Source organism: Corynebacterium sp. BF-R-2 (genome assembly GCF_024586525.1).
Classification (GTDB): Bacteria; Actinomycetota; Actinomycetes; order Mycobacteriales; family Mycobacteriaceae; genus Corynebacterium; species Corynebacterium singulare.
The window spans coordinates 143062-165039 of record NZ_JAMFTP010000002.1 but is presented as its reverse complement, the minus strand read 5'-3'; the positions used below and the strand labels follow the sequence as shown (position 1 = coordinate 165039).

21 protein-coding genes are annotated in these 21978 nt (G+C 60.5%); 15 read left to right on the top strand and 6 right to left on the bottom strand.

Annotation, left to right across the window (positions count from 1 at the left end; all coding sequences use genetic code 11):
- Positions 1–14: 14 nt before the first annotated feature.
- Positions 15–1601, bottom strand: coding sequence for a phospholipid carrier-dependent glycosyltransferase (locus M5J09_RS01885; protein ID WP_257156814.1), 1587 nt, complete (start codon positions 1599–1601; stop codon positions 15–17).
- A 56-nt stretch (positions 1602–1657) separates the two neighbouring features.
- Between M5J09_RS01885 and rsmI the strand changes: the two genes are divergently transcribed.
- The 6 genes from rsmI to M5J09_RS01855 all read left to right on the top strand — a co-directional run bounded on the left by rsmI (position 1658) and on the right by M5J09_RS01855 (position 8459).
- Positions 1658–2506: a 16S rRNA (cytidine(1402)-2'-O)-methyltransferase gene (rsmI, locus tag M5J09_RS01880; RefSeq protein ID WP_070536783.1), complete on the top strand. Its 849-nt coding sequence runs from the start codon at positions 1658–1660 to the stop codon at positions 2504–2506.
- Positions 2507–2816: 310 nt separating this feature from the next.
- Positions 2817–4658 (top strand): BCCT family transporter, encoded by a 1842-nt coding sequence (locus M5J09_RS01875; RefSeq protein ID WP_257156781.1) that lies wholly within the window; start codon positions 2817–2819, stop codon positions 4656–4658.
- Positions 4659–4750: 92 nt separating this feature from the next.
- Positions 4751–6583, top strand: coding sequence for a methionine--tRNA ligase (gene metG, locus M5J09_RS01870; protein ID WP_144791516.1), 1833 nt, complete (start codon positions 4751–4753; stop codon positions 6581–6583).
- A gap of 5 nt (positions 6584–6588) precedes the next feature.
- Positions 6589–7782 (top strand): MFS transporter, encoded by a 1194-nt coding sequence (locus M5J09_RS01865; RefSeq protein WP_257156780.1) that lies wholly within the window; start codon positions 6589–6591, stop codon positions 7780–7782.
- Between the two features lie 100 nt (positions 7783–7882).
- On the top strand, positions 7883–8164 hold the full coding sequence (locus M5J09_RS01860; RefSeq protein WP_070536774.1) for a type II toxin-antitoxin system RelE/ParE family toxin: 282 nt from the start codon (positions 7883–7885) through the stop codon (positions 8162–8164).
- A gap of 34 nt (positions 8165–8198) precedes the next feature.
- A complete protein-coding gene (locus M5J09_RS01855; protein WP_042530098.1) occupies positions 8199–8459 on the top strand; it encodes a HigA family addiction module antitoxin in 261 nt (86 codons plus the stop codon).
- Between the two features lie 36 nt (positions 8460–8495).
- Here the strand turns inward: M5J09_RS01855 and M5J09_RS01850 are convergent, their stop codons facing one another.
- Together M5J09_RS01850 and M5J09_RS13285 are read right to left on the bottom strand one after the other, a co-directional pair.
- Positions 8496–8999, bottom strand: coding sequence for a GNAT family N-acetyltransferase (locus M5J09_RS01850; RefSeq protein WP_070536772.1), 504 nt, complete (start codon positions 8997–8999; stop codon positions 8496–8498).
- A gap of 9 nt (positions 9000–9008) precedes the next feature.
- Entirely contained in the window at positions 9009–9200 is a 192-nt protein-coding gene (locus tag M5J09_RS13285) for a GNAT family N-acetyltransferase (RefSeq protein ID WP_042530102.1), read from the bottom strand.
- A 24-nt stretch (positions 9201–9224) separates the two neighbouring features.
- On the opposite strand from M5J09_RS13285, the gene M5J09_RS01840 reads away from it, so the two are divergent.
- The 5 genes from M5J09_RS01840 to M5J09_RS01820 all read left to right on the top strand — a co-directional run bounded on the left by M5J09_RS01840 (position 9225) and on the right by M5J09_RS01820 (position 15168).
- A complete protein-coding gene (locus M5J09_RS01840) occupies positions 9225–10049 on the top strand; it encodes a TatD family hydrolase (protein WP_257156779.1) in 825 nt (274 codons plus the stop codon).
- 233 nt (positions 10050–10282) lie between these two features.
- Entirely contained in the window at positions 10283–11431 is a 1149-nt protein-coding gene (locus M5J09_RS01835; protein ID WP_257156778.1) for a resuscitation-promoting factor, read from the top strand.
- Positions 11432–11465: 34 nt separating this feature from the next.
- On the top strand, positions 11466–12308 hold the full coding sequence (rsmA, locus tag M5J09_RS01830; protein ID WP_257156777.1) for a 16S rRNA (adenine(1518)-N(6)/adenine(1519)-N(6))-dimethyltransferase RsmA: 843 nt from the start codon (positions 11466–11468) through the stop codon (positions 12306–12308).
- An 8-nt stretch (positions 12309–12316) separates the two neighbouring features.
- Complete coding sequence (locus M5J09_RS01825) at positions 12317–13252, top strand: 4-(cytidine 5'-diphospho)-2-C-methyl-D-erythritol kinase (protein ID WP_374982089.1); 936 nt, start codon at positions 12317–12319, stop codon at positions 13250–13252.
- Between the two features lie 32 nt (positions 13253–13284).
- Positions 13285–15168, top strand: coding sequence for an ABC-F family ATP-binding cassette domain-containing protein (locus M5J09_RS01820; RefSeq protein WP_257156775.1), 1884 nt, complete (start codon positions 13285–13287; stop codon positions 15166–15168).
- Positions 15169–15176: 8 nt separating this feature from the next.
- Here M5J09_RS01820 and M5J09_RS01815 read toward each other — a convergent pair whose 3' ends face one another.
- On the bottom strand, positions 15177–16091 hold the full coding sequence (locus M5J09_RS01815) for an AEC family transporter (protein WP_257156774.1): 915 nt from the start codon (positions 16089–16091) through the stop codon (positions 15177–15179).
- 112 nt (positions 16092–16203) lie between these two features.
- On the opposite strand from M5J09_RS01815, the gene M5J09_RS01810 reads away from it, so the two are divergent.
- Together M5J09_RS01810 and M5J09_RS01805 are read left to right on the top strand one after the other, a co-directional pair.
- The gene (locus M5J09_RS01810) at positions 16204–16761 is read left to right on the top strand and encodes a hypothetical protein (protein WP_257156773.1); all 558 of its coding nucleotides are present in this window, start codon (positions 16204–16206) and stop codon (positions 16759–16761) included.
- A gap of 99 nt (positions 16762–16860) precedes the next feature.
- Positions 16861–17184 (top strand): putative quinol monooxygenase, encoded by a 324-nt coding sequence (locus M5J09_RS01805; RefSeq protein ID WP_070536824.1) that lies wholly within the window; start codon positions 16861–16863, stop codon positions 17182–17184.
- Positions 17185–17294: 110 nt separating this feature from the next.
- Here M5J09_RS01805 and M5J09_RS01800 read toward each other — a convergent pair whose 3' ends face one another.
- Positions 17295–19181 (bottom strand): acyltransferase family protein, encoded by a 1887-nt coding sequence (locus M5J09_RS01800; RefSeq protein ID WP_374982091.1) that lies wholly within the window; start codon positions 19179–19181, stop codon positions 17295–17297.
- Between the two features lie 508 nt (positions 19182–19689).
- Between M5J09_RS01800 and M5J09_RS13250 the strand changes: the two genes are divergently transcribed.
- Positions 19690–19992 (top strand): hypothetical protein, encoded by a 303-nt coding sequence (locus tag M5J09_RS13250; protein ID WP_257156771.1) that lies wholly within the window; start codon positions 19690–19692, stop codon positions 19990–19992.
- A 91-nt stretch (positions 19993–20083) separates the two neighbouring features.
- On the opposite strand, the gene M5J09_RS01790 is transcribed toward M5J09_RS13250, so the two are convergent.
- A complete protein-coding gene (locus M5J09_RS01790; protein WP_042530124.1) occupies positions 20084–20872 on the bottom strand; it encodes an HAD family hydrolase in 789 nt (262 codons plus the stop codon).
- A gap of 70 nt (positions 20873–20942) precedes the next feature.
- Between M5J09_RS01790 and M5J09_RS01785 the strand changes: the two genes are divergently transcribed.
- Entirely contained in the window at positions 20943–21977 is a 1035-nt protein-coding gene (locus M5J09_RS01785) for a 3-hydroxyisobutyryl-CoA hydrolase (protein ID WP_257156770.1), read from the top strand.
- Position 21978 lies beyond the last annotated feature (1 nt).

Genomic DNA, 21978 nt, shown 5'->3' with positions numbered 1-21978 from the left:
CCTGTGAGGTGGGATTAGCTCCACGATGGCAGCCACATCATCGACTGATACCACGATTCAGGGATGAGAAATCCGTACAGAATGGGGGAGAAGTACGCGAACATGGCGACCACGAGCGCCGCATAGCACACAGTCAGGAAGGTTCCTAGCGGTATCGCTGAACCGAAGATCGAGCGGAGCCATGGCCACCTGAGTTCCGGCCCACGGCCAATCATCTGGCCACACGCGAGAGCAATGAGCACGATGACAAAGGGGATGAAGGCCGTGGCGTAGAAGAAGTACATCTGTCGGTCAAAGACCATGAGCCAGGGGAGGAAACCGGCAGCTGCGCCCACGAGTGGGATGAGGAAAGCACGGTTGCGTCGCACGAGCAGCGACCACAGGCCCCACAACACGGCCGGAATGACGAGCCACCAGATAGCGGGGGTGCCGAAGAGATAGAGCATCTCGCGGCAGTCACCACCATTGGGGCAGGTGAGATCGGTAGAGGAGTAATAGAGAATAGGGCGCGCTGCCACGAGCCACGCCCATGGCTTGGAATCCCACGGGTGGCTATGGCCGCCCGAGGAGGTTAATGAAGCGTGGAACTCCAAGACCGAGCTGTGATAGTAGAACCAGCCTGCAATAGGTTCGGGGAGATTGAGGAGCCACGAACCTTCGTCGATCGTGCCGTCCACCTTTGCGTGGCGGTACACGGCGGTTTCATCGGCAAACCATGCACGCCAGGACCAGGCGTACAGGGCAATGGGCAGCACGACGATGGAGGCGAGAGCTGCCGGAGTGTCACGGATGAGGGTGCCAAGGACGTAGCGGCGCACACCGTACATGCGGCGCAGAGCTAGGTCAGAGAAGACGCTCATGAGGCCGAAGAACATGATGTAGTACAGGCCGGACCACTTCACGGACAACGTCAGTCCCAAGAAAACACCGGCCGTAAAACGCCACCAGCGGAAGCCAAAACGGGGACCGAAATCAGATGTACCCATCGCCCCCGTGATGAAAGCGGTGTGGAGGCGCTCACGCATCTGCTGGTGGTCACGGGCAAGCGCCCAAGCGGCGGCGACAACAAAGAAGACCTGGAAGATGTCCAGCATGCCAAACTTCGAAGAGACGAGGAGCACGCCATCGCATACGGCGATCAGTCCAGCTAAGAATCCGACGTGCCAGGAACCCGACAAGCGGCGAGCCAGGGCCATCGTGAGTAGTACAGTGCCCACACCGAAGAGGGCGGTCATGAAACGCCAGCCCATCGGGGTATAACCAAAGACAGACTCGGAAAGAGCGACAATCTGCTTTGCTAGCGGTGGGTGAACCACGAGACCGTAGCCGGGGTTGGACTCGATTCCGCCGAGGAACAGGTTGTGCCAGCTGCTCACCATGTCCCAGGCCTGCGGCACGTAGTGCTTCTCGTCGAAGACCGGGGTGCCTTCCGATACTGGACTGGTGAGGCCTACAAAGCGCGTGATGAAGGCCAGCACAGCGATAATGGCGGTGCTAATGGTGTCGGAACTGGTCCAGACGTAGGGGCGGGGCGCAGGCGGCGCCGGCCGGGTATGGCGGCCGGGCGCGGCGGTGTGGCCCTTCCGGGCAGGTCGGGGGATGGACGTTGCGATACTCACTCGGAAGAGTTTAGCGTGCGTGTGCCATGCTGGGGTGTATGAGTCTTCAGCTTGATCCTTTGCCGCGCGGTGTCATCCTCGCTGCGACGCCCCTAGGAAATCCTGGCGATGCCTCCGCACGCCTCATGCAAGCCTTGGGGCACGCCGATGTCATCGCTGCGGAAGATACCCGCCGCGTACGCAACCTAGCCCAAGCATTGGGCGTGGACATTCGAGGCAAGGTGGTCTCCAATTTTGATCACAATGAGGCGGAGCGCTCACGAATGCTGGTCGACGCCGCGCGAACCGGGACGGTTCTTGTCGTGTCCGACGCAGGAATGCCGTTGGTTTCTGATCCTGGTCATTCCATCGTCGATGCGGCCGTGGCGGCAGGTGTCCCCGTCACCTGCTTCCCTGGTCCGTCCGCGGTGCCCACGGCCTTGGCGCTCTCAGGCTTGGGGGTGGGGCACTTTCTCTTCGATGCCTTTCCTCCGCGTAAGCCTGGTCCACGCAAAGCGTGGTTGGAGTCGTTGGTAGGGGAGCGCCGCGCTATTGCCTTCTTCGAGTCGCCGCACCGGCTAGCGCAGACGCTTGGCGACGCCTCCACGATCCTCGGCGCCGAACGCCGCGCTGCGGTGTGCCGCGAACTGACCAAGACCTATGAAGAGATCAAGCGCGGAACGTTGGGTGAGCTTGCTGAATGGGCAGAAGAGAATGCGCGCGGCGAAATCACCGTGGTGATTGAAGGTGGTGCTGCTGAGCCCGCGTCGCTAGAGGAGCTACTTGCTGAGGTCCGTGCTGAGGTGGAGCGCGGCGTGCGCGCAAAGCAGGCCTGCAAGCAAGCAGCCGCGGGGACTGAATGGTCGAACCGTGAGTTGTACGACGCGTACCTCGCTGCCCGCGACTAGCCTGCCGCCGTTCCCGCGCAGTGGGGGAATGTGTGGTTGTGCAGCATCGACGTTGTGTGGTGACCGCTGTCTCTCTTTCCCTAATCGTTATCGTATCGTTACGTGATCGATCTGTGAGTACGCGGTGAGACGGTCTAAAATCCTCTGTCAGCTGCGCAGTCCCAGTTCGGGACAGGACCGCGGTGGGGAAAAGGGGGACGTCGGAAAGCACGGGCTCCTGCCTATTTTTCTGCGGATATGTGCGATACGGTGCGCCTTTAGCGCGCCTGCAAGTTGACTAGTTGGTGGCAGGGCAGCAAGGTCTGAGACTATGACAGACTCGACCAATGTAGACAACGTAAAGGACACGGGGGTCTCGTCAGCCGTGCCGAGCGGGACAAGCTCGCAAAGCACGGTCGATGAGTATCGCACTGTCGATGAGCGCCTCGAGGCAGCCTCGGCCACGAGCCAGCTCCAGGACATGATCACCAACAAGGCCTTCAACCCGGGGGCCTACTCGGTGCCCGCAGAGGACAAGGAAACCGAGGAGTTCGGCCCCGGCGGCATTGATTCGCCGATTGACTGGTCCATTGTTGGCATCGCCGGCCTTCTTGTGGCCGCCATCGTGGCCTGGGGCCTGGCCGCACCGGATAACTTCGGTGCTTTCGCAAGCAACGCCCTGAATTTCGTCGTCAATGACTTCGGCTGGGCCTACGTGCTGTTTGGCACCATCTTCGTCGTCTTCGTGATCTTTATCGCGATGTCGAAGTTTGGCACTATTCGCTTGGGGCACATCGATGAAGAGCCCGAATTCTCCACGGTGTCCTGGATTGCCATGATGTTCGCTGCCGGTATGGGCATCGGCCTCATGTTCTACGGCGCTTCCGAGCCGCTCAACTACTTCAAGAACGGCGTGCCCGGCCACGGCGAGCACGAGGTGGGGACCGCCATGGCCACCGCGATGTTCCACTGGACCCTGCACCCCTGGGCCGTCTACGCCATCGTGGGCCTGGCCATTGCCTACTCCACTTTCCGTATCGGTCGTAAGCAGCTGCTGAGCCAGACCTTCGTGCCGCTCATTGGTCAGCGTGCCGCTGACGGTGCTCTGGGCAAACTCATTGACATCCTGGCCATCTTCGCCACCGTCTTCGGAACCGCCTGCTCCCTGGGCCTGGGTGCTACCCAGATCCAGGCAGGACTTGAGGCCTCGGGCCTGATTGAGAACCCGTCCCAGGGCGTTGTCATCGGCATCGTGCTTGTGCTGACCTTGGCCTTCATCCTGTCCGCCATGTCTGGTGTGGGCAAGGGTATTCAGTACCTGTCCAACGCCAACATGGTTCTGGCTGCACTGCTGGCCATCTTCGTGTTCATCCTGGGCCCGACGGTCACCATCCTTAACCAGATTCCAGGTTCGATTGGTAACTACCTGGCCAACTTCACCGAGATGATCGCCCGTACCGCTGAGTCCAACAACGGTGAGGCAGCCGAGTGGCTATCGTCTTGGACCATCTTCTACTGGGCGTGGTGGGTGTCCTGGTCCCCGTTCGTCGGTATGTTCCTGGCGCGCATTTCTCGCGGCCGCTCTGTCCGCGAGTTCTGCATCGGCGTCCTCCTCGTCCCGGCTGGTGTGTCCACCATCTGGTTCGCCATCTTCGGTGGCACCGCCATTCACATGGAGCAGAACGGCAACTCCATTTCCGGTGATTCTGCTGAGCAGGAGCTCTTCAACCTCCTGCAGAACCTTCCGGGAGGCTTCATTGCCGGCATCGTCGCTGCAATCCTCCTGGCCACGTTCTTCATCACCTCGGCCGACTCCGCGTCCACGGTCATGGGCTCCATGTCCCAGTCCGGCGCCACCACCGCCAAGCCGTGGCTGTCCGCCACGTGGGGTGTGCTCACCGCGGCCGTTGGTCTGACGCTCCTGCTGTCCAGTGAGGACTCCCTGTCCAACCTGCAGAACGTCACCATCGTGGCAGCCCTGCCGTTCCTCTTCATCGTCGTTGGCCTCATGTTCGCCATCTACAAGGACCTGAGCAACGACGTTATCTACTTGGAGTACCGTGAGGCCCAAGCCTTCCAGCGCAAGCTAGCCCGTGAGCGCCGCCTGCACCGCGAGTTCCAGCGCGAAGAGGCCTACAAGGCCCGCCGCCGTCAGCGCATGCACAAGAATTAGTCGCGCCCGGTAAGTTCGCGCCTGACAGCGAACACGTAGTGACACCCCCTCACTGCACATACGGTGAGGGGGTGTTCGATAGAGTAGGGGCCATGACTGAGACAGTTGTCGTTAATGTTGCTTGGCCCTATGCCAACGGACCCCGCCACATCGGACACGTGGCGGGCTTCGGCGTTCCTTCCGATGTGTTTGCGCGCTTCCAGCGAATGCGCGGCAAGGATGTCCTCATGGTCTCCGGCACGGACGAGCACGGCACCCCGCTGCTGGTCCAAGCGGACAAGGAAGGCGTTACCGTTCGTGAACTGGCGGATCGCTACAACCGTCAGATCGTGACCGACTTGGCGGGCCTCGGACTGTCGTATGACCTTTTCACCCGCACCACCACCCGCAATCACTACGCGGTGGTGCAAGAACTCTTCAAAGGCCTCTACGAGAACGGCTACATGCTCAAGGAGACCACCCAGGGTGCTATCTCGCCATCGACGGGCCGTACCTTGCCGGACCGCTACATTGAGGGCACCTGCCCGCTGTGTGGCGCCGATGGTGCCCGCGGTGACCAGTGCGATAACTGCGGCAACCAGCTGGACCCGGTAGACCTCATCAACCCAGTGTCCAAGATCAACGGGGAAACGCCGGAATTCATCGACACCGAGCATTTCCTGCTGGACCTGCCTGCGGTCAAAGACGCCCTCGAGTCGTGGCTGAAGACCCGCGAAGAGTGGCGTCCCAACGTGCTGAAGTTCTCCCTCAACCTGCTGGAGGATATGCGCCCGCGTACCATGACCCGCGATATTGACTGGGGTATCCCGATCCCGGTTGAGGGCTGGGAGGACAACGGAGCGAAGAAACTCTACGTGTGGTTCGATGCGGTTATCGGCTACCTGTCTTCCTCCATTGAGTGGGCACACCGCACCGGCAACCCTGAGGCATGGAAGCACTACTGGCAGAACCCGGAGGCCCGCCACTATTACTTCCAAGGCAAGGACAACATCACCTTCCACTCCCAAATCTGGCCGGCGGAGCTCTTAGGCTACGCGGGCAAGGGAGCAAAGGGTGGTCAGCTGCACACCTACGGTGAGCTGAACTTACCCACGGAGATTGTCTCCTCGGAATACCTGACTATGTCGGGGTCCAAGTTCTCCTCCTCCAAGGGCGTGGTTATCTACGTCAAAGACTTCCTCAAGGAGTTCGGCCCCGATGCCCTGCGCTACTTCATCGCAGTGGCCGGTCCAGAGAACAATGACACCGACTTCACCTGGGATGAGTTTGTCCGCCGTATCAACAACGAGCTGGCCAACGGCTGGGGCAACTTGGTCAACCGCACGGTGTCAATGGCGTTTAAGAACTTCGGCGAGGTACCGGCCCCGGCTGCTCTGGAGCAGCCGGACAAGGATATTTTGGCACTGGCGGAGGACACCTTCGCCACTGCCGCGGACTTCCTTGAGCAGTCCAAGTTCAAGCAGGCTATGACTTCCATCATGCACGTCGTGGGTGAGGCCAATGCCTACGTTGCCGCAATGGAACCATGGAAGCTGGCCAAGGATGAGACGCACCGCGAGCGCCTCGCTACCGTTCTGTGGACGGCACTTCAGGTGGTTTCTGACTGCAACGTCATGCTCACCCCCTTCTTGCCTTTCACCGCGCAAAAGGTACACGAGACCTTGGGGCGTGAGGGTGTATGGGCCGCACAGCCACAGGTTGAGGACGTTGTCGATGACATGCCGGTCGAGGTCGTGGGTGTGAACCTTCCGCCGGAGAACCACCCGTATCCGATCATCACTGGTGATTACACCGCACAGCAGGCGGCGTGGAAGCGTATCGACGTCACGCCGGGCACCACGCTGCAGAAGCCGAAGCCGCTCGTGGCCAAACTTGACCCAGAGCTCGGTGAGACCGGCCCAGAATGGGCCCCGGTACAGAAGTAGGTTCTGTGGGGCAGCGCTTCCGGCGCACACTCGCGCCTGCCTTGCTGTTCACCGTCGTGTGCCTCACGGCGGTGAACTTGCGATCCGGCATTGCCTCGGTAGCGCCGGTTCTCGGACAGATTCAGGGATTCTTCGGTATCTCGTCCGGTGCAGCCGGACTGCTCACCGCGCTGCCAGGCCTGTGTTTTGCGGTCATGGGCTTGGCTGCTGTTCCCATCGCGCGTCACGTAGGGCTGAGCCGCACCTTGGCGGCCGGCACGGTAGCACTCGTTGCCGGATTGGCGCTGCGCCCATGGGTCAGCAGCTTCCCGCTCTTTGTGGTCCTGACAGTCTGCGTTGTCGCCGGCATCGCGCTGGCCAATGTCCTGCTTCCAGCGTGGATTAAACAACATGGCTCGGGACGCACCCTAGTGGCGCTCATGACGACGTACACGACGATGCTGGGGGTATCGAGTGCGCTGGGGCCGTTGTCGGCGGTCACTCAGCGCACATGGCAGGGTGCGCTGTGGGTGTGGTGCCTGCCCGCCATCGCGCAACTCATCGCGTGGATGGTCGTGCTCCCGCGGACCGGACGCGATGTTGCCCACGGAGCTGTCGACGGCGAGGGCGCCCCGCGCCCCATGTATACCTCGCCCACGGCTGTGGCCATGCTCTTCTTCTTTGGACTGCAATCAACCATGGCCTATGTACAGATGGGCTGGCTGCCCCGCATGCTCGTAGAAAAAGGCGTGGGTGAGAACACCGCGAGCGTGGCTCTGGCCATCATCGGTGTCTTTAACATTGCTGGCGGCGTGATCATGCCGTGGCTTATCTCAAGAATATACAGGCTGGCGGCTGTTCCTGTGGTGCTGGCGCTGTGCACGGGCGCCGGCTGGGCCGGTGTGCTGCTGGCTGCTGACTCCACGCCGCTTTTGTGGGCCTGCCTGATGGGCATTGGCGGCATGTGCTTTCCTTTGGCGCTGGCTTTGCTGACTGCACGGACCCGCAGCGCGCTGACAACTGCGCGCCTGTCCGGCTTCGTCCAACCTGGCGGCTACATCCTCGCTGGGTGTGTGCCTCTGCTCGTTGGTGTTATTCGTGGTGCCACCGGTAGCTGGACCGTCGTGCTAGTCGGCCTTTTGGTGCTGTCGCTGTGCATGCTTGTCGCTGGTTTGCGCGCCACCACGCGGGTCTACATTGATGACGAGCTTGTTGGCTAGCGAACTCAGAGCTGGCAAGATACATTTTTAGCTACAATGAAGAAGCATTTGACGCCTTGCGTTATTGACGCGCGGCGTCATGGGGGGATAGGGTGAGACTGTGATCCAGTCGTTTGCGGACAAGGCCACCGAGCGTTTATGGAATCGTGAGAAAGTACCTTCCATCGACCCGCGTATTCACACGGTTGCTCTCCGTAAGCTGAGGCAGCTGGGTTATGCCCAGAGGCTGGATGAGCTCCGAATACCTCCGGGAAACAGACTCGAAGCGTTGAAGGGTGCTCGGCAGGGTCAGTACAGCATTCGCATCAACAGTCAATGGCGGATCTGTTTCCGATGGACCGCCGCAGGGCCACAGGAGGTTGAGATCGTTGACTACCACTGAGAAGCTCCCCCCAGTGCATCCAGGTGAAATTCTTGTGGAGGATTTCCTTAAGGAGATGGGGATAACCCAACACAAGCTCGCCGTATCGATTGGAGTTCCGCCTCGTCGGATCAATGAAATTGTCCACGGCAAGCGAGCTATCACCGCTGATACTGCACTGCGGTTGGCCAAGTTTTTCGGAATGACTCCGCAATTTTGGCTAGGTCTCCAGTCGCACTACGACTTGGATGTCGCGGAAGATAAAATCCTCTCTGAGTTAGAGGAAATTGAGCCGCTCACACCGGCTTCAGCCTAACGACTCGGCATAGCCAACGGTGGAGCGGTCAACGCGCTAGGAGCGGTCAAAATCGCGTTGCAGGTGCACCAGCCCCAGGCGCACGCCGTCCTTGGTGTGGATATTGGGCATGCGGCCGGTTTCGCTAAAGCCGAACTTCTTGTGCAGGGCAATAGAGGACTCATTGGTGTCCACGATGTAGGTAATGATGGTTTCCACGTACTCATTCTCGGCGGCATGATCCATGAGCGTGGCCATCAGTTCGCTGCCGACACCCCTGCCGCGCGCAGACTCAGCGATGTAGATGGAGTCTTCAGCGGTGCCGTAGTAGATGGCGGGGGTCACGAACTGGAAATATGCTGCCCAGCCGACGATCTCCTCGTCGTCCACAGCGACATAAACCGGGTAACCTTCTTTCTCCATCTGTGTAAGCCACTGCTCGCGGTCTTCCACGGTTTCCTGCCAGGTGACGAGGTTAGCAGCCGGCGTTGCAGCGGAGGCGGAGTTATAGATGGCGGCGATGGCGGGGGCGTCGCCAAGCACTGCGGGACGAACGTGCATGATTGATCCTTAAACCATGAGTTGCAAATGGGTGAGGTCGGGCCAGCGCCCAGCCTTGCAGGTCACTTTCTTGAACGTACCTACAGTGGCAAAGCCGAACTTCTCATGCAACTTGATAGAGGCCGTGTTCTCCGGAAAGCCCGGTTGAGGGCCGATGTTATCGCGGGGGACAGTGGAGTCCGTCGCTGTGCGGATTCTCATGCGCGCGCGACTACACTCGCAGCCATGTCTAAGAAGAAGCCACGCCCCACGCCCGTGCCCGCCGAAGGTCTGAGCCAGCTTATCGACGCCCACACGCACCTCGCCTCGTGTCGCGACTCTGACGCCGACTTGGTTGTCCGCGCCCGTGCCGCTGGAGTGGAACGCATGGTCACCGTTGGTGATGGTTTGGCTGAGGCTGAAAAAGCCCTGGCTGCCGCCCACGAGTTCGATAACGTGTATGCCGCGTGCGCAATTCACCCGACAAAGGCGGGTGAGCTCGACGAGGCCGCCCGTGCTCGCCTGACTGAGATGGCTGCGGACCCGCGCTGCGTGGCCATCGGCGAGACCGGCCTGGACACATATTGGATTCATCACGAACCGGAGAGCACCGCACCGCTTGAGGTGCAGGAGGAAGCGCTGCGCTGGCACGCGGAGCTGGCGGCCAAGGTTGGTAAAACCCTTATGATTCACAACCGTGAAGCTGACGAGGACCTCATGCGCGTGCTGGGGGAGTGCGCTCAGGCGCCGACGGTGATGCTGCATTGTTTCTCCTCCCCGCTGGAGGTGGCCAAGGCAGCGCTCGACCGCGGCTATATCCTCTCTTTCGCCGGCAATGTGACTTTCAAGCGCAATGAAGAGATGCGTCAGGCGGCGGCACTGGCACCAGCGGGTCAGCTGCTTATTGAGACCGACGCTCCGTACATGACTCCGGAGCCTTTCCGTGGGTCGCGCAATGAGCCTTCGCTTATCGGACATACCTACCGTTGTGTCGCGGAGGCCCGTGGTCAGCAGGTGGAAGAACTTGCTGCGGAGGTGACGGAAACTTTCGCCGCAACCTTCGGGGTGTGAGGATCTTCACTTTTGCTAAACCTCCTGCTCAGAGGTGGCAGGCGTGTTTGTTGTGACGAGTGTTCTGCCAGTGGTAGCGGCGTGTACGTACTTCTCGATTGTTACGTCCTGTTACCGTATCGTTATCCAAAGTTAGCCCGGCATTGAGATTGCCGGGGCGCGCATTCTGTCGCGCAGAGTCAGGTGCCGGGCGCATGCTCGGCACGTCATACTGCAGAGACGAGAAAAGGTTTATGTCCCCGAAGAAGCAGATCAAGCGAATCAACAATTCCCGCTCCCTGCCGTTGCGCATGGCAACCGGCGGTGTACTGGGCACCCTCGCCGTGGGCGGTGTTGTCGCCGTCGGTGCGCAGAAGGACATCACGCTTGACGTCAACGGTGAAACCACCACTCTGGCTACCTTTGCCGGGGACGTCAACACCGCCTTGGAAGCCGCCGGGGTCAGCGTAGACGGTGAGGACCTGGTGTACCCGGCCCTCTCCGAGCAGCTTGCCGACGGCGACTCCATCACCGTTCGCACCGCCAAGCCGGTCGCCGTCACCATTGATGGCGTGGAAACGCAGCTGTCCTCCACCGATCTCACCGTCTCTGATCTGCTCGGCGGCCTCGACGGCATTGTGCCGGGAGCTGCGGTAACCTCCGGGGCGAAGGAAATCGCGGACGACGAGGTAGTGACCGAAGGGATGAACATCGAGGTAATTTCTCCGAAGATTGTCAAGGTCTCCGACGGAGGCTCCGTCTCCTATGCAAGCGTCTCGGCGAAGACCGTTGAGGATGCGCTCGAGGCACGTGGCATCACCGTGGACAAGGATGACCGCGTCAGCCCAGAGCTTGATACCCCGGTCACCGCCGGCATGAGCATCACCGTGGATCGAGTCACGGTCTCTAAGGAAGACAACACTGAAGAGTTCGATGCACCGGCTAAGTATGTGGATGATCCTGAGCTGGAAGAGGGCACCGAGGAGGTCCGCGAAGAGGGCACTCCAGGCTCCCGCACCGTCACCCGCAAGATCGTGACGGTGAATGGCGAAGAAGAGTCGAACGACGTCATTAAGGAAGACGTCCATACCGAACCGATCGCCGCCCTCATCGCGCGCGGCACTAAGCCGAAGTCCACCGCCCCTGCCGTCGCTGAAGGCTCGGTCTGGGATGCCATCGCGCAGTGTGAAGCCACTGGCAACTGGTCCATCAATACCGGTAACGGCTTCTCCGGCGGCCTGCAGTTCACCCCGTCCACTTGGGCTGCCTTCGGTGGCAATGAATACGCACCACAGGCCTGGCAGGCCACCCGCGAGCAGCAGATTGCCGTAGCTCAGAAGGTCCAGGCCGCTCAGGGCTGGGGCGCATGGCCTGCCTGCACCGCGAAGCTCGGCCTGCGCTAAAGCTTTAAGTGCTCGGCGTATTAATCTGGATGACATGACACAACCCCTCCTGCTGGGCCCGGTGGAGATACGCGAGCTTGCTGCCGAGCTCGACGTGACACCGACAAAGAAGCTGGGCCAGAATTTCCTGCATGACCCCAACACCATTCGGCGCATCGTTGCCGCCGCGGACCTTGACTCCGAGGACCGCGTGGTGGAGGTTGGGCCGGGTTTGGGATCACTGACCCTGGGCCTTGTGGGAGAGGTCGAACATGTCACGGCCGTGGAAATCGATCCGCGCCTGGCTGGCAAGCTTCCGGGAACCGTCGCTGAGCGTGCTCCCGAGCAAGCGGATCGCCTGACCCTCGTAGAAAAGGACGCCCTCGCCGTTGGGGCCGGGGAGCTGGGGGAGCCCACCGCACTCGTGGCCAACCTCCCGTACAACGTCGCCGTTCCGGTTCTCCTGCACCTGCTTGAGCTTTATCCTTCGATTCGTCGCGTACTCGTTTTGGTTCAGCTCGAGGTGGCCGAACGTCTTGCTGCCGCGCCGGGCAGCAAGGTTTATGGCGTGCCCAGTGTGAAAGCCTCGTTCTACGGGCCGGTGCGCCAGGCCGGGACGATAGGCAAGAACGTGTTCTGGCCCGCCCCCAAGATCGAATCGGGCTTGGTGCGTATCGACTGCACGCGTCCTTATGACGAGTCTCTTCGCCCGCGTCTCTTCGCGCTGGTTGACGCTGCTTTCGCACAGCGCCGTAAGACTCTTCGCGCTGCGCTGGCTGGGCACTACGGCTCCGCCGCGGCGGCTGAAGAAGCGCTGCGTGCAGCGGACATTGATCCGCGCCTGCGCGGTGAGAAGCTTGGTGTGGAGGACTTTGTCCGACTGGCGGAAGTCTCATGAGCAATCCCATGACAACACCCCCGCGCCTGTGGCAGGCCCGTGCCCATGCCAAGGTGAACCTGCACCTCGGGGTTGGCCAGGCGCGCGAGGACGGCTTTCACGAGCTCGCCACCGTGTTTCAGTCCCTCGACGTACACGATCGAGTGAGCTACCGCTGGGCCGAGGACACCACCGTGGAGGTCACTGGGCTTCACTCGGCGGGGGTGCCGGCATCCATCGACAACTTGGCCTGGCGTGCCGTGGAACTGGTGGCGCAGCGCCTCATGGTGCCGGCGACTGGCACCCTCACGATGGAGAAAAGCATCCCCGCTGCCGGCGGCATGGCGGGCGGATCGGCCGATGCTGCTGCGGCTCTGCTCTTGGCCAATCATGCGCTGAGCACCGAGTTCGGCCGCGAACCCGTCACCGAGGAGATGCTCTTCGAACTCGCCGCCGAGTTGGGCTCTGACGTGCCCTTCACGCTCATGGGCGGCACCGCACTAGGCCGCGGCCGCGGCGAATTGCTCACGCCGATGCTGGCGCGTGGCCGTTACATCTGGGCCATCATCACCAATTCCGAAGGCCTATCCACCCCGACGGTCTTTCACAAACTTGATGAACTGCGAGCCGCCGGCCGAGGAAGCGCTCCGCACCTCGATACAGAGGCTGTGGGCCAAGCACTCGTCAGCGGCAACCCGCGGGAGCTTGCCGCTGCTGTGCACAATGACCTTCAACCGGCAGCATTGTCCCTACGCCCAGACCTGCGCAAGATTCTGGATACTGGTGAGGCTGCCGGCGCGCTCACAGGCATTGTCTCTGGTTCTGGCCCGACCTGTGCCTTTCTATGCGAGGACGAGGAGACGGCGGCTGAGGTCGTTGCCAGTGTGTGCGCTGATAACCGCGGGACTCGTGGACTTGTGACCACGGCTCCTGCCACGGGCGCAAGCCTCGTCGATCTTTCCTAATTGATACTGCCACCCACTAGGATGAAGGCGTTATGGCGAACCTCATCAACCTGGAAAATGTAAGCAAGTCCTTTGGACTCAAGACCCTCCTGAACAGGGTCTCTCTCGGTGTTCAAACCGGTGATCGTATCGGTATCGTCGGCGTCAACGGTGGTGGTAAAACCACGCTGCTGGAGGTCCTCACGGGCATTGAGCCGCCGGATTCGGGGCGAGTATCGCACAACTCGGATCTACGCATGGCGGTGGTGACGCAGCGCTTTGAGGTGGAGGAGTCGCTCACCATTGCCCAGGTCATTATCGAGCCCCTCGGTTTGGAAACCTTCGAGTGGGCCTCCAATGCCAAGGTGCGCGATGTCCTCGGCGGGCTCGGTATCGTCGACCTCGGCCTCGATACCCCGGTGGGATCCCTTTCCGGTGGTGAGCGCCGCCGCGTGAATCTTGCGGCCGCGCTGGTGCAGGACCTTGATGTGGTGGTGCTTGATGAGCCGACGAACCACCTCGACGTGGAAGGCGTGCAGTGGCTGGCGAAGCACCTGCTTGCCCGCAAGCTAGCGGTCATCGTTGTCACCCACGATCGCTGGTTCCTCGACACCATTGCTACGACCACGTGGGAGGTCCATGATGGCGTGGTTGATGCGTACGAGGGCGGTTACAATGACTGGACTTTCGCCCGCGCTGAGCGAGCCCGGCAGGCCGATGCCATGGAGCAACGCCGCCAGAATCTGGCGCGCAAGGAGCTCGCGTGGCTGCGCCGCGGTGCACCGGCGCGAACCTCGAAGCCGCGCTACCGCATCGAGGCCGCTGAGGCACTCATTGCGGATGTTCCCGCACCGCGCGACAAAGTTGAGCTCATGGCCTTCTCCAAGCAGCGCCAAGGGCGCGTTGTCATTGAACTCGAGGATGCCACAGTTACGACGCCGGATGGTCGCACGTTGGTGGATCACCTCACGTGGCGCCTCGCCCCAGGTGAGCGCATTGGGCTTGTCGGTGTCAACGGCTCAGGTAAGACAACGTTGCTGCGGGCGCTCGCAGGTGAGGTGGAGCTGGCCGCAGGTAAGCGTATCGAAGGTAAAACCGTGCGCCTTGGTTGGTTGCGGCAAGAGCTTGATGACCTCGACCCAGAACGCAGGCTTCTCGACGCCGTCGAGGACGTCGCCACCTATGTGCATCTGGGAAAGAAGGAACTCAGTGCTTCTCAGCTGGCGGAACGCCTGGGATTTTCCGCCAAGCGCCAGCGCACTCCAGTGGGTGATCTGTCCGGAGGTGAGCGCCGCCGACTGCAGCTGACCCGTGTGCTTATGGCGGAGCCGAACGTGCTGCTTCTCGATGAGCCCACGAACGACCTTGATATCGATACCCTTCAAGAGCTGGAATCCCTCTTGGATTCTTGGCCGGGCACGATGGTGGTTATCTCGCACGATCGCTACCTCATCGAACGCATCGCGGACAATACCTATGCGCTCTTCGGCGATGGCAAGCTCACCAACCTTCCCGGTGGTATCGAGGAGTATCTCCGGCGCCGCCAGCAGATGGAGGCCACCGCGTCTCGCGGTGTTATTGATCTTGGGGAGAAGTCTTCGGAACCTGCCGCGGACGCTGCCTCCAGCTCAGCAGCAGATTCCGCGCAAGGACCGGCACGAGGTTCTGCCGCCGCAGCCCCCACCAAGCGTCTCAGCTCCCAGGAAGAGCGTGAACTCACCAAGAAGATGAATTCACTCGAGCGCAAGATGGCCAAGCTTGATGAGAAAACCTCACAGTTGAACGAGAAAATGGCTGCCGCCGCCGAGAAAATGACCTCCGGCGAGGGCGATTCCGCAGAGCTGTCGACGCTGGACGCAGAACTCAAGGCCGTTGCCGCCGAGCGTGAGGAGCTCGAGATGGAATGGCTGGAGCTGGGAGAGAAGCTCGAAGGATAGGGAATGCCCTAGCCGAAGAGAGCCGCGATACCCAGCATGGCTGGCAGTGAGAGGAACGTGGTGAGGAAAACCGTATCGCGCGCTACGGTCTCACCAGTCTGGTAGGTTGCGGCGTAGTTGTACACGTTTTGTGCCGTGGGCAGCGCCGCCAAGATGAGTGCGGCATAGAGCTCGCTACCGCTTAAGCCAAAGGCTAGGCCTGCAGCAAGGGCGATGGCCGGCATGGCGATAAGTTTGAGCACTGTCGCGGTGATGGTAGGAAGCCGGTCATTGTCCAGAAGTGAGTCTCCTTTGAGGGAAGCACCAAAGCTCATGAGGATCATCGGAATGGATGCCCCGCCTAGGATCTCCAGAGGCGCCATGATGACGTCCGGCACGGTCCATCCCATGGCCGAGACGATGAATCCCAGAACTGCCGCGATGACGACCGGCGCGGTGAGACCTGAAGTCACTGAGCGGGTCACAGAACGGAAGCTTGTTCCTTGTGCATTGAGTCCCGCGATGATGAACGGGGACAGCACCGCCATTTGAAGCACGAGGGCGGGGACGACGAAGGTGGCGTCACCGATCACGTAGGTAGCGATGGGGAGACCGATGTTGACCGAGTTGTAATAGCTTGAGGCCGCAGCTCCCGCCATCGTCTCTGCGCCGCTACGACGGAAGAACAGCAGGCTCAGCAGCCCGTATAGCCCCATCGTCGCTACCGAGGCAACCGCAATGACCGCCACGACAGGAGAAGCAAACGCCGAGGTATCTGACTGTGCCACACTGGAGAAAATTAGCGCCGGGGTTGCAGCCCAAAATGCAACTCGGTTGAACTGCAGCCGAGCTTCGCCTTTACCGATGACACCTTTCTGTGCCAGCACGAAGCCCACAGCGATAACGACGAAGATAATCGCAAACCCCGTCACAACATCCAGCACTACTGCTCACCCTTTCGCCTACGTCTCGGAGGATAACAATGCCATATCGAATTTCCTGTGAGTCCGGAAGGTTAGTTCTCAAACACGGGGATTCTATGGCACGGTAGTAGGCATGAATGCATTCCGTCGTGTTTCTCGCCTGTCCGCCACCGCTGTTCTGACCACAGCCCTCGCGGTGTCCGGCGCATCAGCCGCCCAGGCACAGGATATTAACCAGCTGTCCTCCCAGGCCACTGAGCAGATTAATTCTCTCCAGATCGAGCTGCCTGCCCAAGCATATGATGTTGCGAAGCAGTTCAATGTCCAGCTGCCGGCTTTCATCAAGAAGCCGACTCCCGCCGTGGCGAATGAGCTCGTTGGAGCTACTCACGCTCACCTGCTGAAGCAGGGCCACCATGCTGATGGGAACGCCAAGAACATCGCCCAGGAATGGGCGGACCAGGCAGCTGCCGGCAAGGTCACCTTCCATGAGAACGCCGGTGACGGCCTGACGCACCTAGAAGAAGGCAGCGGCAATATCTACAAGCTCACCGAGTCTGAAGCGAAGGACCGCGTTAACTGGCTCAACCGCGATGTACCCGTGACCAAGACTGACGGCACTGGCTTCGGTGTTGCCCAGTCCTACGACGGCACTTACGTCTATGTGGCGGAGTACTTCTTCAACAAGTAGCCCCCACAAAATAACCCCAACAAAGACCAGTGAACGAAGCCCTGCCGTTGTAGGCAGGGCTTTCTGCACGTTTTCGGCCAGCGCGTTACTGTGGGGTTCATGATTTTGATCAACGTACAGTTCCACGTCAAGCCTGAGTACGCCGAGACCTTCCTCGATGAAATTGACTGGTACACCAAGGCCTGCCAGGCCGAGCCCGGTTGCATCGACTTCAAGTGGTTCCGCGATCCGGAAGACAAGCAGCGCTTCCTGCTGCTGGAGTCCTACAAGGACGGCACGGATGTCGACCACGTCAATACCGAGCACTTCAAGCGTTCTTGCGAAGAGCTCCCTAAGTACTTAATGGAAACCCCGGACATCATCAATACGAAGATCGAAGGAAAGACCGAGTGGGATAAGATGGCCGAATTTTCCGTCGACTAATTCGCTGCTACCGACTTATCTGGGCTTACCCCACACGACAAGCGCCGCTTCCGAGCGGCGCTGTTGGCGTTTTATAGGGAGCAACCAGGCTTACCTCCGCTGGGAGTGGCTCATGCTTCGCATGCGGTCGCGAGAGATTTGTCGTCGTTGGCGTATTGTTCGAGAGCTTCCTCAAAGGCGTGGGCGTACAGGCTCGCGCCTTCGGCTAGCGGATGAACACCATCGTCATACAGCAACGCCGGGTTCTCTTGTGCGGTGCCGCACCAATCCGCCAGGTAGACGTTGTCGCGCTGCGATGCTGCCTCGACCATCTCCGCGCGTGCTTGGCCCATCCACTCGCGGTCACCATACGGTAGGGCGAGGATGACGGTTCGCTCGGGGCCGATAGTATCGAGTAACTCATCCAACTGCCCGTCAGCGGCCGCGCCATTGGTGCCAAGTCCTACAAAGACGGTGGAACGCAGCTGGCCGGACTCACTCAGGGATGACACCTGGGGGAGTGCAGCGGAGTAGTGGCGGGAGACCTCCGCATCTATGTAGATACCGGGGAATGCAGCATTGAGCGCCTCTGAGGAGGCGAGCATGACGGAATCACCTATCGCCGTAATCTCCGCGCCAGTGGGAAGCTGTCGCTTCTCCTTCGGCTTCTCTGAAGCCGTAGGCGTTGCTGCGGCAGACGCTGCCGCCTCTTCGTTGGACTGCGCCATGCGCTCCAACTCACGCTCAAGTTCCGTCTTGTCACTGGAAGTCACTACTCCGTAAATCACTCCCACGACAGAAAGCACGACGAGGGCTGGGACGGCGGGCCACATGGCCTTGCCAAAGCCCTCCTTCATCTCATGCAAGGAGGGGCGTGCTGCCCAGTAATTGTGCCATGTCTTGAGGTAACCACCGCGGCGGAAGGGGTTTTCCACAAACTGATAGGTGATCTCTGCCAGTACGAAGGAGAGCGGCAGGGCAAGAATCCCCAGGGCCCACGCGGGTGCATCGGAGACAGCCAGCAGAATCATGATGATGGGCCAATGCCACAGGTACAGGGAAAAGGACCTCTGTCCCAGCCAACGCATGGCGCGCGTGCGGAACAACCAGGTCAGTGGCCCAGCTTCGCGCACCACGCCCCATATCATGGCAGCACCGAGCACACTGGTGAGCACAAGTCCGCCCCGGTACGTGAACTCGCGGTCCGCGCCCATCCATACCAGCTGCGTCAGATAAGCCACACAAGCCAGGGTTCCCACGGTGCCGGCGATTGCGCCTTTGCTTGATGACGCCCACGAGTCCGCCCCCGCATCCTTCGCCGTCGTGGTGAGCACGAAGGACAAAAGCGCGCCGATGAGGAGGCCGAAGGCGTGCGTATCGGTTCCATAGTAGACGCGGGTAGGGTCCTCGCCGGGCGTGAAGAGGAACGCCATAGCGAGGGCAGAGGCGATAGCGAGCAGCAGAGTCACCGCGATGGGGAGGCGCTTGGGTTTCGCGCGTGAGATGCGGAAGACACCGATCATGAGAAGCGGCCATAGCAGGTAGAACTGCTCCTCCACAGCAAGCGACCAATAGTGTGCAAAGACCTGAACTTCATTGGGCGCGAAGTAGGTTTGGCTGGTGGCAATTTGGGTCCAGTTGTTGACAAAGAACAAGGTGCCCAGGAATTGCTCACGGATGCCAACGGCCAGGTCACCCCCTATCGCTGCGACTAGTGCAGTGCACACGCAGAGCACGATGAGCGCCGCCGGCAGGATGCGACGGAAACGTCTGATCCAGAAATCCTTGAGGTTAATGCGTCCGGTGACGTTGTACTCGCGGACAAGCAAAGAGGTAATGAGGAAGCCAGACAGGACAAAGAACATGTCCACGCCCAAGTAGCCGCCTGGCACAAGGTCACCGAAGAAGTGATACAGCACCACAGCTAGGACTGCGAGGCCACGAAGGCCGTCGAGCCCCGGTACGTGGCGCAGGCGTGCGCGCCGCTCCCGCTTAACGGTGGCGGATTCCTTCGGCACAGCCAACACGTCAGTAGCGTGCTCGTTCCCATTCTGGCTGACTGCTACAGCAGATGATTCAGCACGTTGATCGGCGCGGACCTGTTCCTTATCGGTCAGCTTGCTATCTTCCGCTGTGGTTGCGGACCGCCGCTGTTCACGGGAGGGGTGTGCCGGCTTGAGCTGTTGCGCGGTCGGTGTGCCCACGGGCTGGGAGCGGCGAGCCAAGGCGCGCGCAATCTCGTTGTCTGATGTTTCTGTGACCGGCTTTGTCGTGATAGACGGGCTCGGAGTGGTCTTCTTCGGCGTGCTCGGCTCTGGCAATGGTTGCACTGGACTAGTGGGAACCGCGGGAGCAGTGCGTTTTGCCTGTTGTGCAGCAGCGGCCCCTGGCTGAATCTTGACAGCACGCGGGAGCGGGCGGCGGCGTCGCGAGGGTGTGTCCTCGGCATCTTCGCGGGCCTTAGTAAGTTGTGCCTTGCGCACAGCGGACGCTTTGGGGAGGGACGCCGAATCTAGCTCAAGGGAGGTGTTGTCGCTCCTCCGGGGACGTAGGCGGCCAGATTTCGGTGCGGGCTTCGGCGCCGGTTTAGAAGCTGGCTTGGGCTTCGGCTCTGGCTTGGGCTCAGGCTCGGACACTGGCTTCGGCTTAGGCTCTGCCTTGGGCTTAGGCTCGGACACTGGCTTCGGCTTAGGCTCTGCCTTGGGCTCTGGCCTCGGCTCGGGTGCGGCCGATGGCGGGGAAGAAGGGGAGGGCGTCGAGGGACTTGAGGAAGACTTCTCACGCTTTGTCGAACGTGACAACAACGACCGCACAAACTTCTTCACGTAAACACTCCGCACGTGGGGATCAGAGGGCTAGGGAACCCGGGTAATGCTACTCCGCGGGCATGGTTGAACCGGACAGGATACCTGGGAGCGTGTTAGGAGCTAAGAAGCTTACGCAGAACCACGCTGACACCATTGTCTGTATTGGCTGGGGCGATGATGTCTGCCACCTCCTTGAGCTGTGCGTGCGCGTTGTCCATGGCAACGGCAGTACCAGCAACGCGCAACATCTCCAGATCATTGAGATAGTCGCCGAAGGCAACTGTGGCAGAAACAGGAACCCCAGAGAGTTCTGCCAGTGTGGTGAGCGCGGCGCCTTTATCAACGCCACGGGCCATCACATCGAGCCACATCTTGCCGGACACCACGACGTTATCGTCGGGCACAGCTCTCCGGATGGGCTCATAAACGTGCGCCTCGGTACCGGATTCACAGAAGATAGCGATTTTGATGATGTTGGTATCGGGGACGTCGCCAAGCACAGGCACCCATGTGACCGCCTTGTAGTACGTGGAAATTTCCTCGCGGGCGGCTGCCGGTACATCCTCAGAGGCGAAGGCCGTCTCCGGGGTGCACAGAACAGTGGCGTGCGGCTCGGTGATGGCATCCGCGGCGGCGCGAGCGGCGCGCACAGTTTCTTCCCCGATAGGCGAGGTAGCGATAATCTCCCCGCCACGCACGACCACAGAACCATTCTCCGCAATGAAGGTACCAAGGTCAGGGAACATCTCCGTGAGCGTGGCAAGCTGACGGCCCGACGCCGGAACCAGTTCGCAGTGTTGCGCGGCGGCCAACGCGCGGAGTTCAGGAAAATCGGCGGGCAGCTGGCCGTGCGGATTGAGAAGCGTGCCATCCATATCGAGGGCAACGAGCTGTGGAAGCAAGAAAGAACACCGTTTCTGTAATCGTAAAATTCGGTGGCCGAAAGATTTGTGATGTGGAACACTGGTGCGTATGACTACGACTGATCCAGTGCTCGTTTCTGTCCGCAACCATACCGGAGTCCTTGAACTCAACCGACCTAAGGCACTCAACTCGCTGAACCCAGAGATGATTAACATCATTCGCCGCAGCCTCGAGGAGTGGGCAGAGGATGATTCTATTGAACAGGTCCTCATTCACTCAGCGAGCGAGAAGGCATTCTGCGCTGGTGGCGATGTTCGTCATGCGCGCGAAGGGATTGCTGATGACAGACTCGAGGACGTTGATGCTTTCTTTGCCTCCGAGTACCTCACTAACGGCGACATAGCTGAATTTCCAAAGCCCTACATTGCGGTGATTGACGGCGTTGTCATGGGCGGTGGCCTGGGCATTTCACTTCACGGTTCGCATCGAGTGGTGACGCAGCGCGCCTTTGCTTCTATGCCGGAGATGAACATTGGCTATGTCACCGACGTCGGTGTGGCCTATGCAGCTCAGCGTATGGTGGGCACCCGTGGGGTGGCATCACCTGGTCTGGCTAAGTTCTGGGGAATCACTGGCTACCGCATGTATGCCGCCGATATGCTGTGGACTGGCGTTGCTACGCACGTGGTGAAAGATGCTGCTCAACTCATCGAGGCAGCCATCGAGCGCGGGATCGACGCTGCCTTGGCCGACCTAGCCCTTCCTGCACCGCAGGAACCAGCACCGCTGGAGCAGGTAGCGAAGGACTTGGAGGAGACCTTTGCGCTGTCGACGTGGGAGGAGATTTCCACAGAACTGGACAAGCGCCCGATGATCGCTGGTGAAGTGAAACGGCTCATGTCCGCGGCATGCCCAGCGGCGATCATTGCTGCCAACGAGCTTTTTGAGGCCGAGGCGAAGGTCGATGACATCCGCGAAGCCCTCTTGTTGGAGCTCAAGCTCGGCATGCACATGTACCGCCGTCCGGATTTTTCGGAGGGCGTGCGGGCGGTTCTCGTGGACAAAACCCAGGATGCGCAGTTCACTCCGTCCTCGATTGAGGAAGTTGATTCGGAGGAATTCCGCGCAATCCTCACGCCCTAGT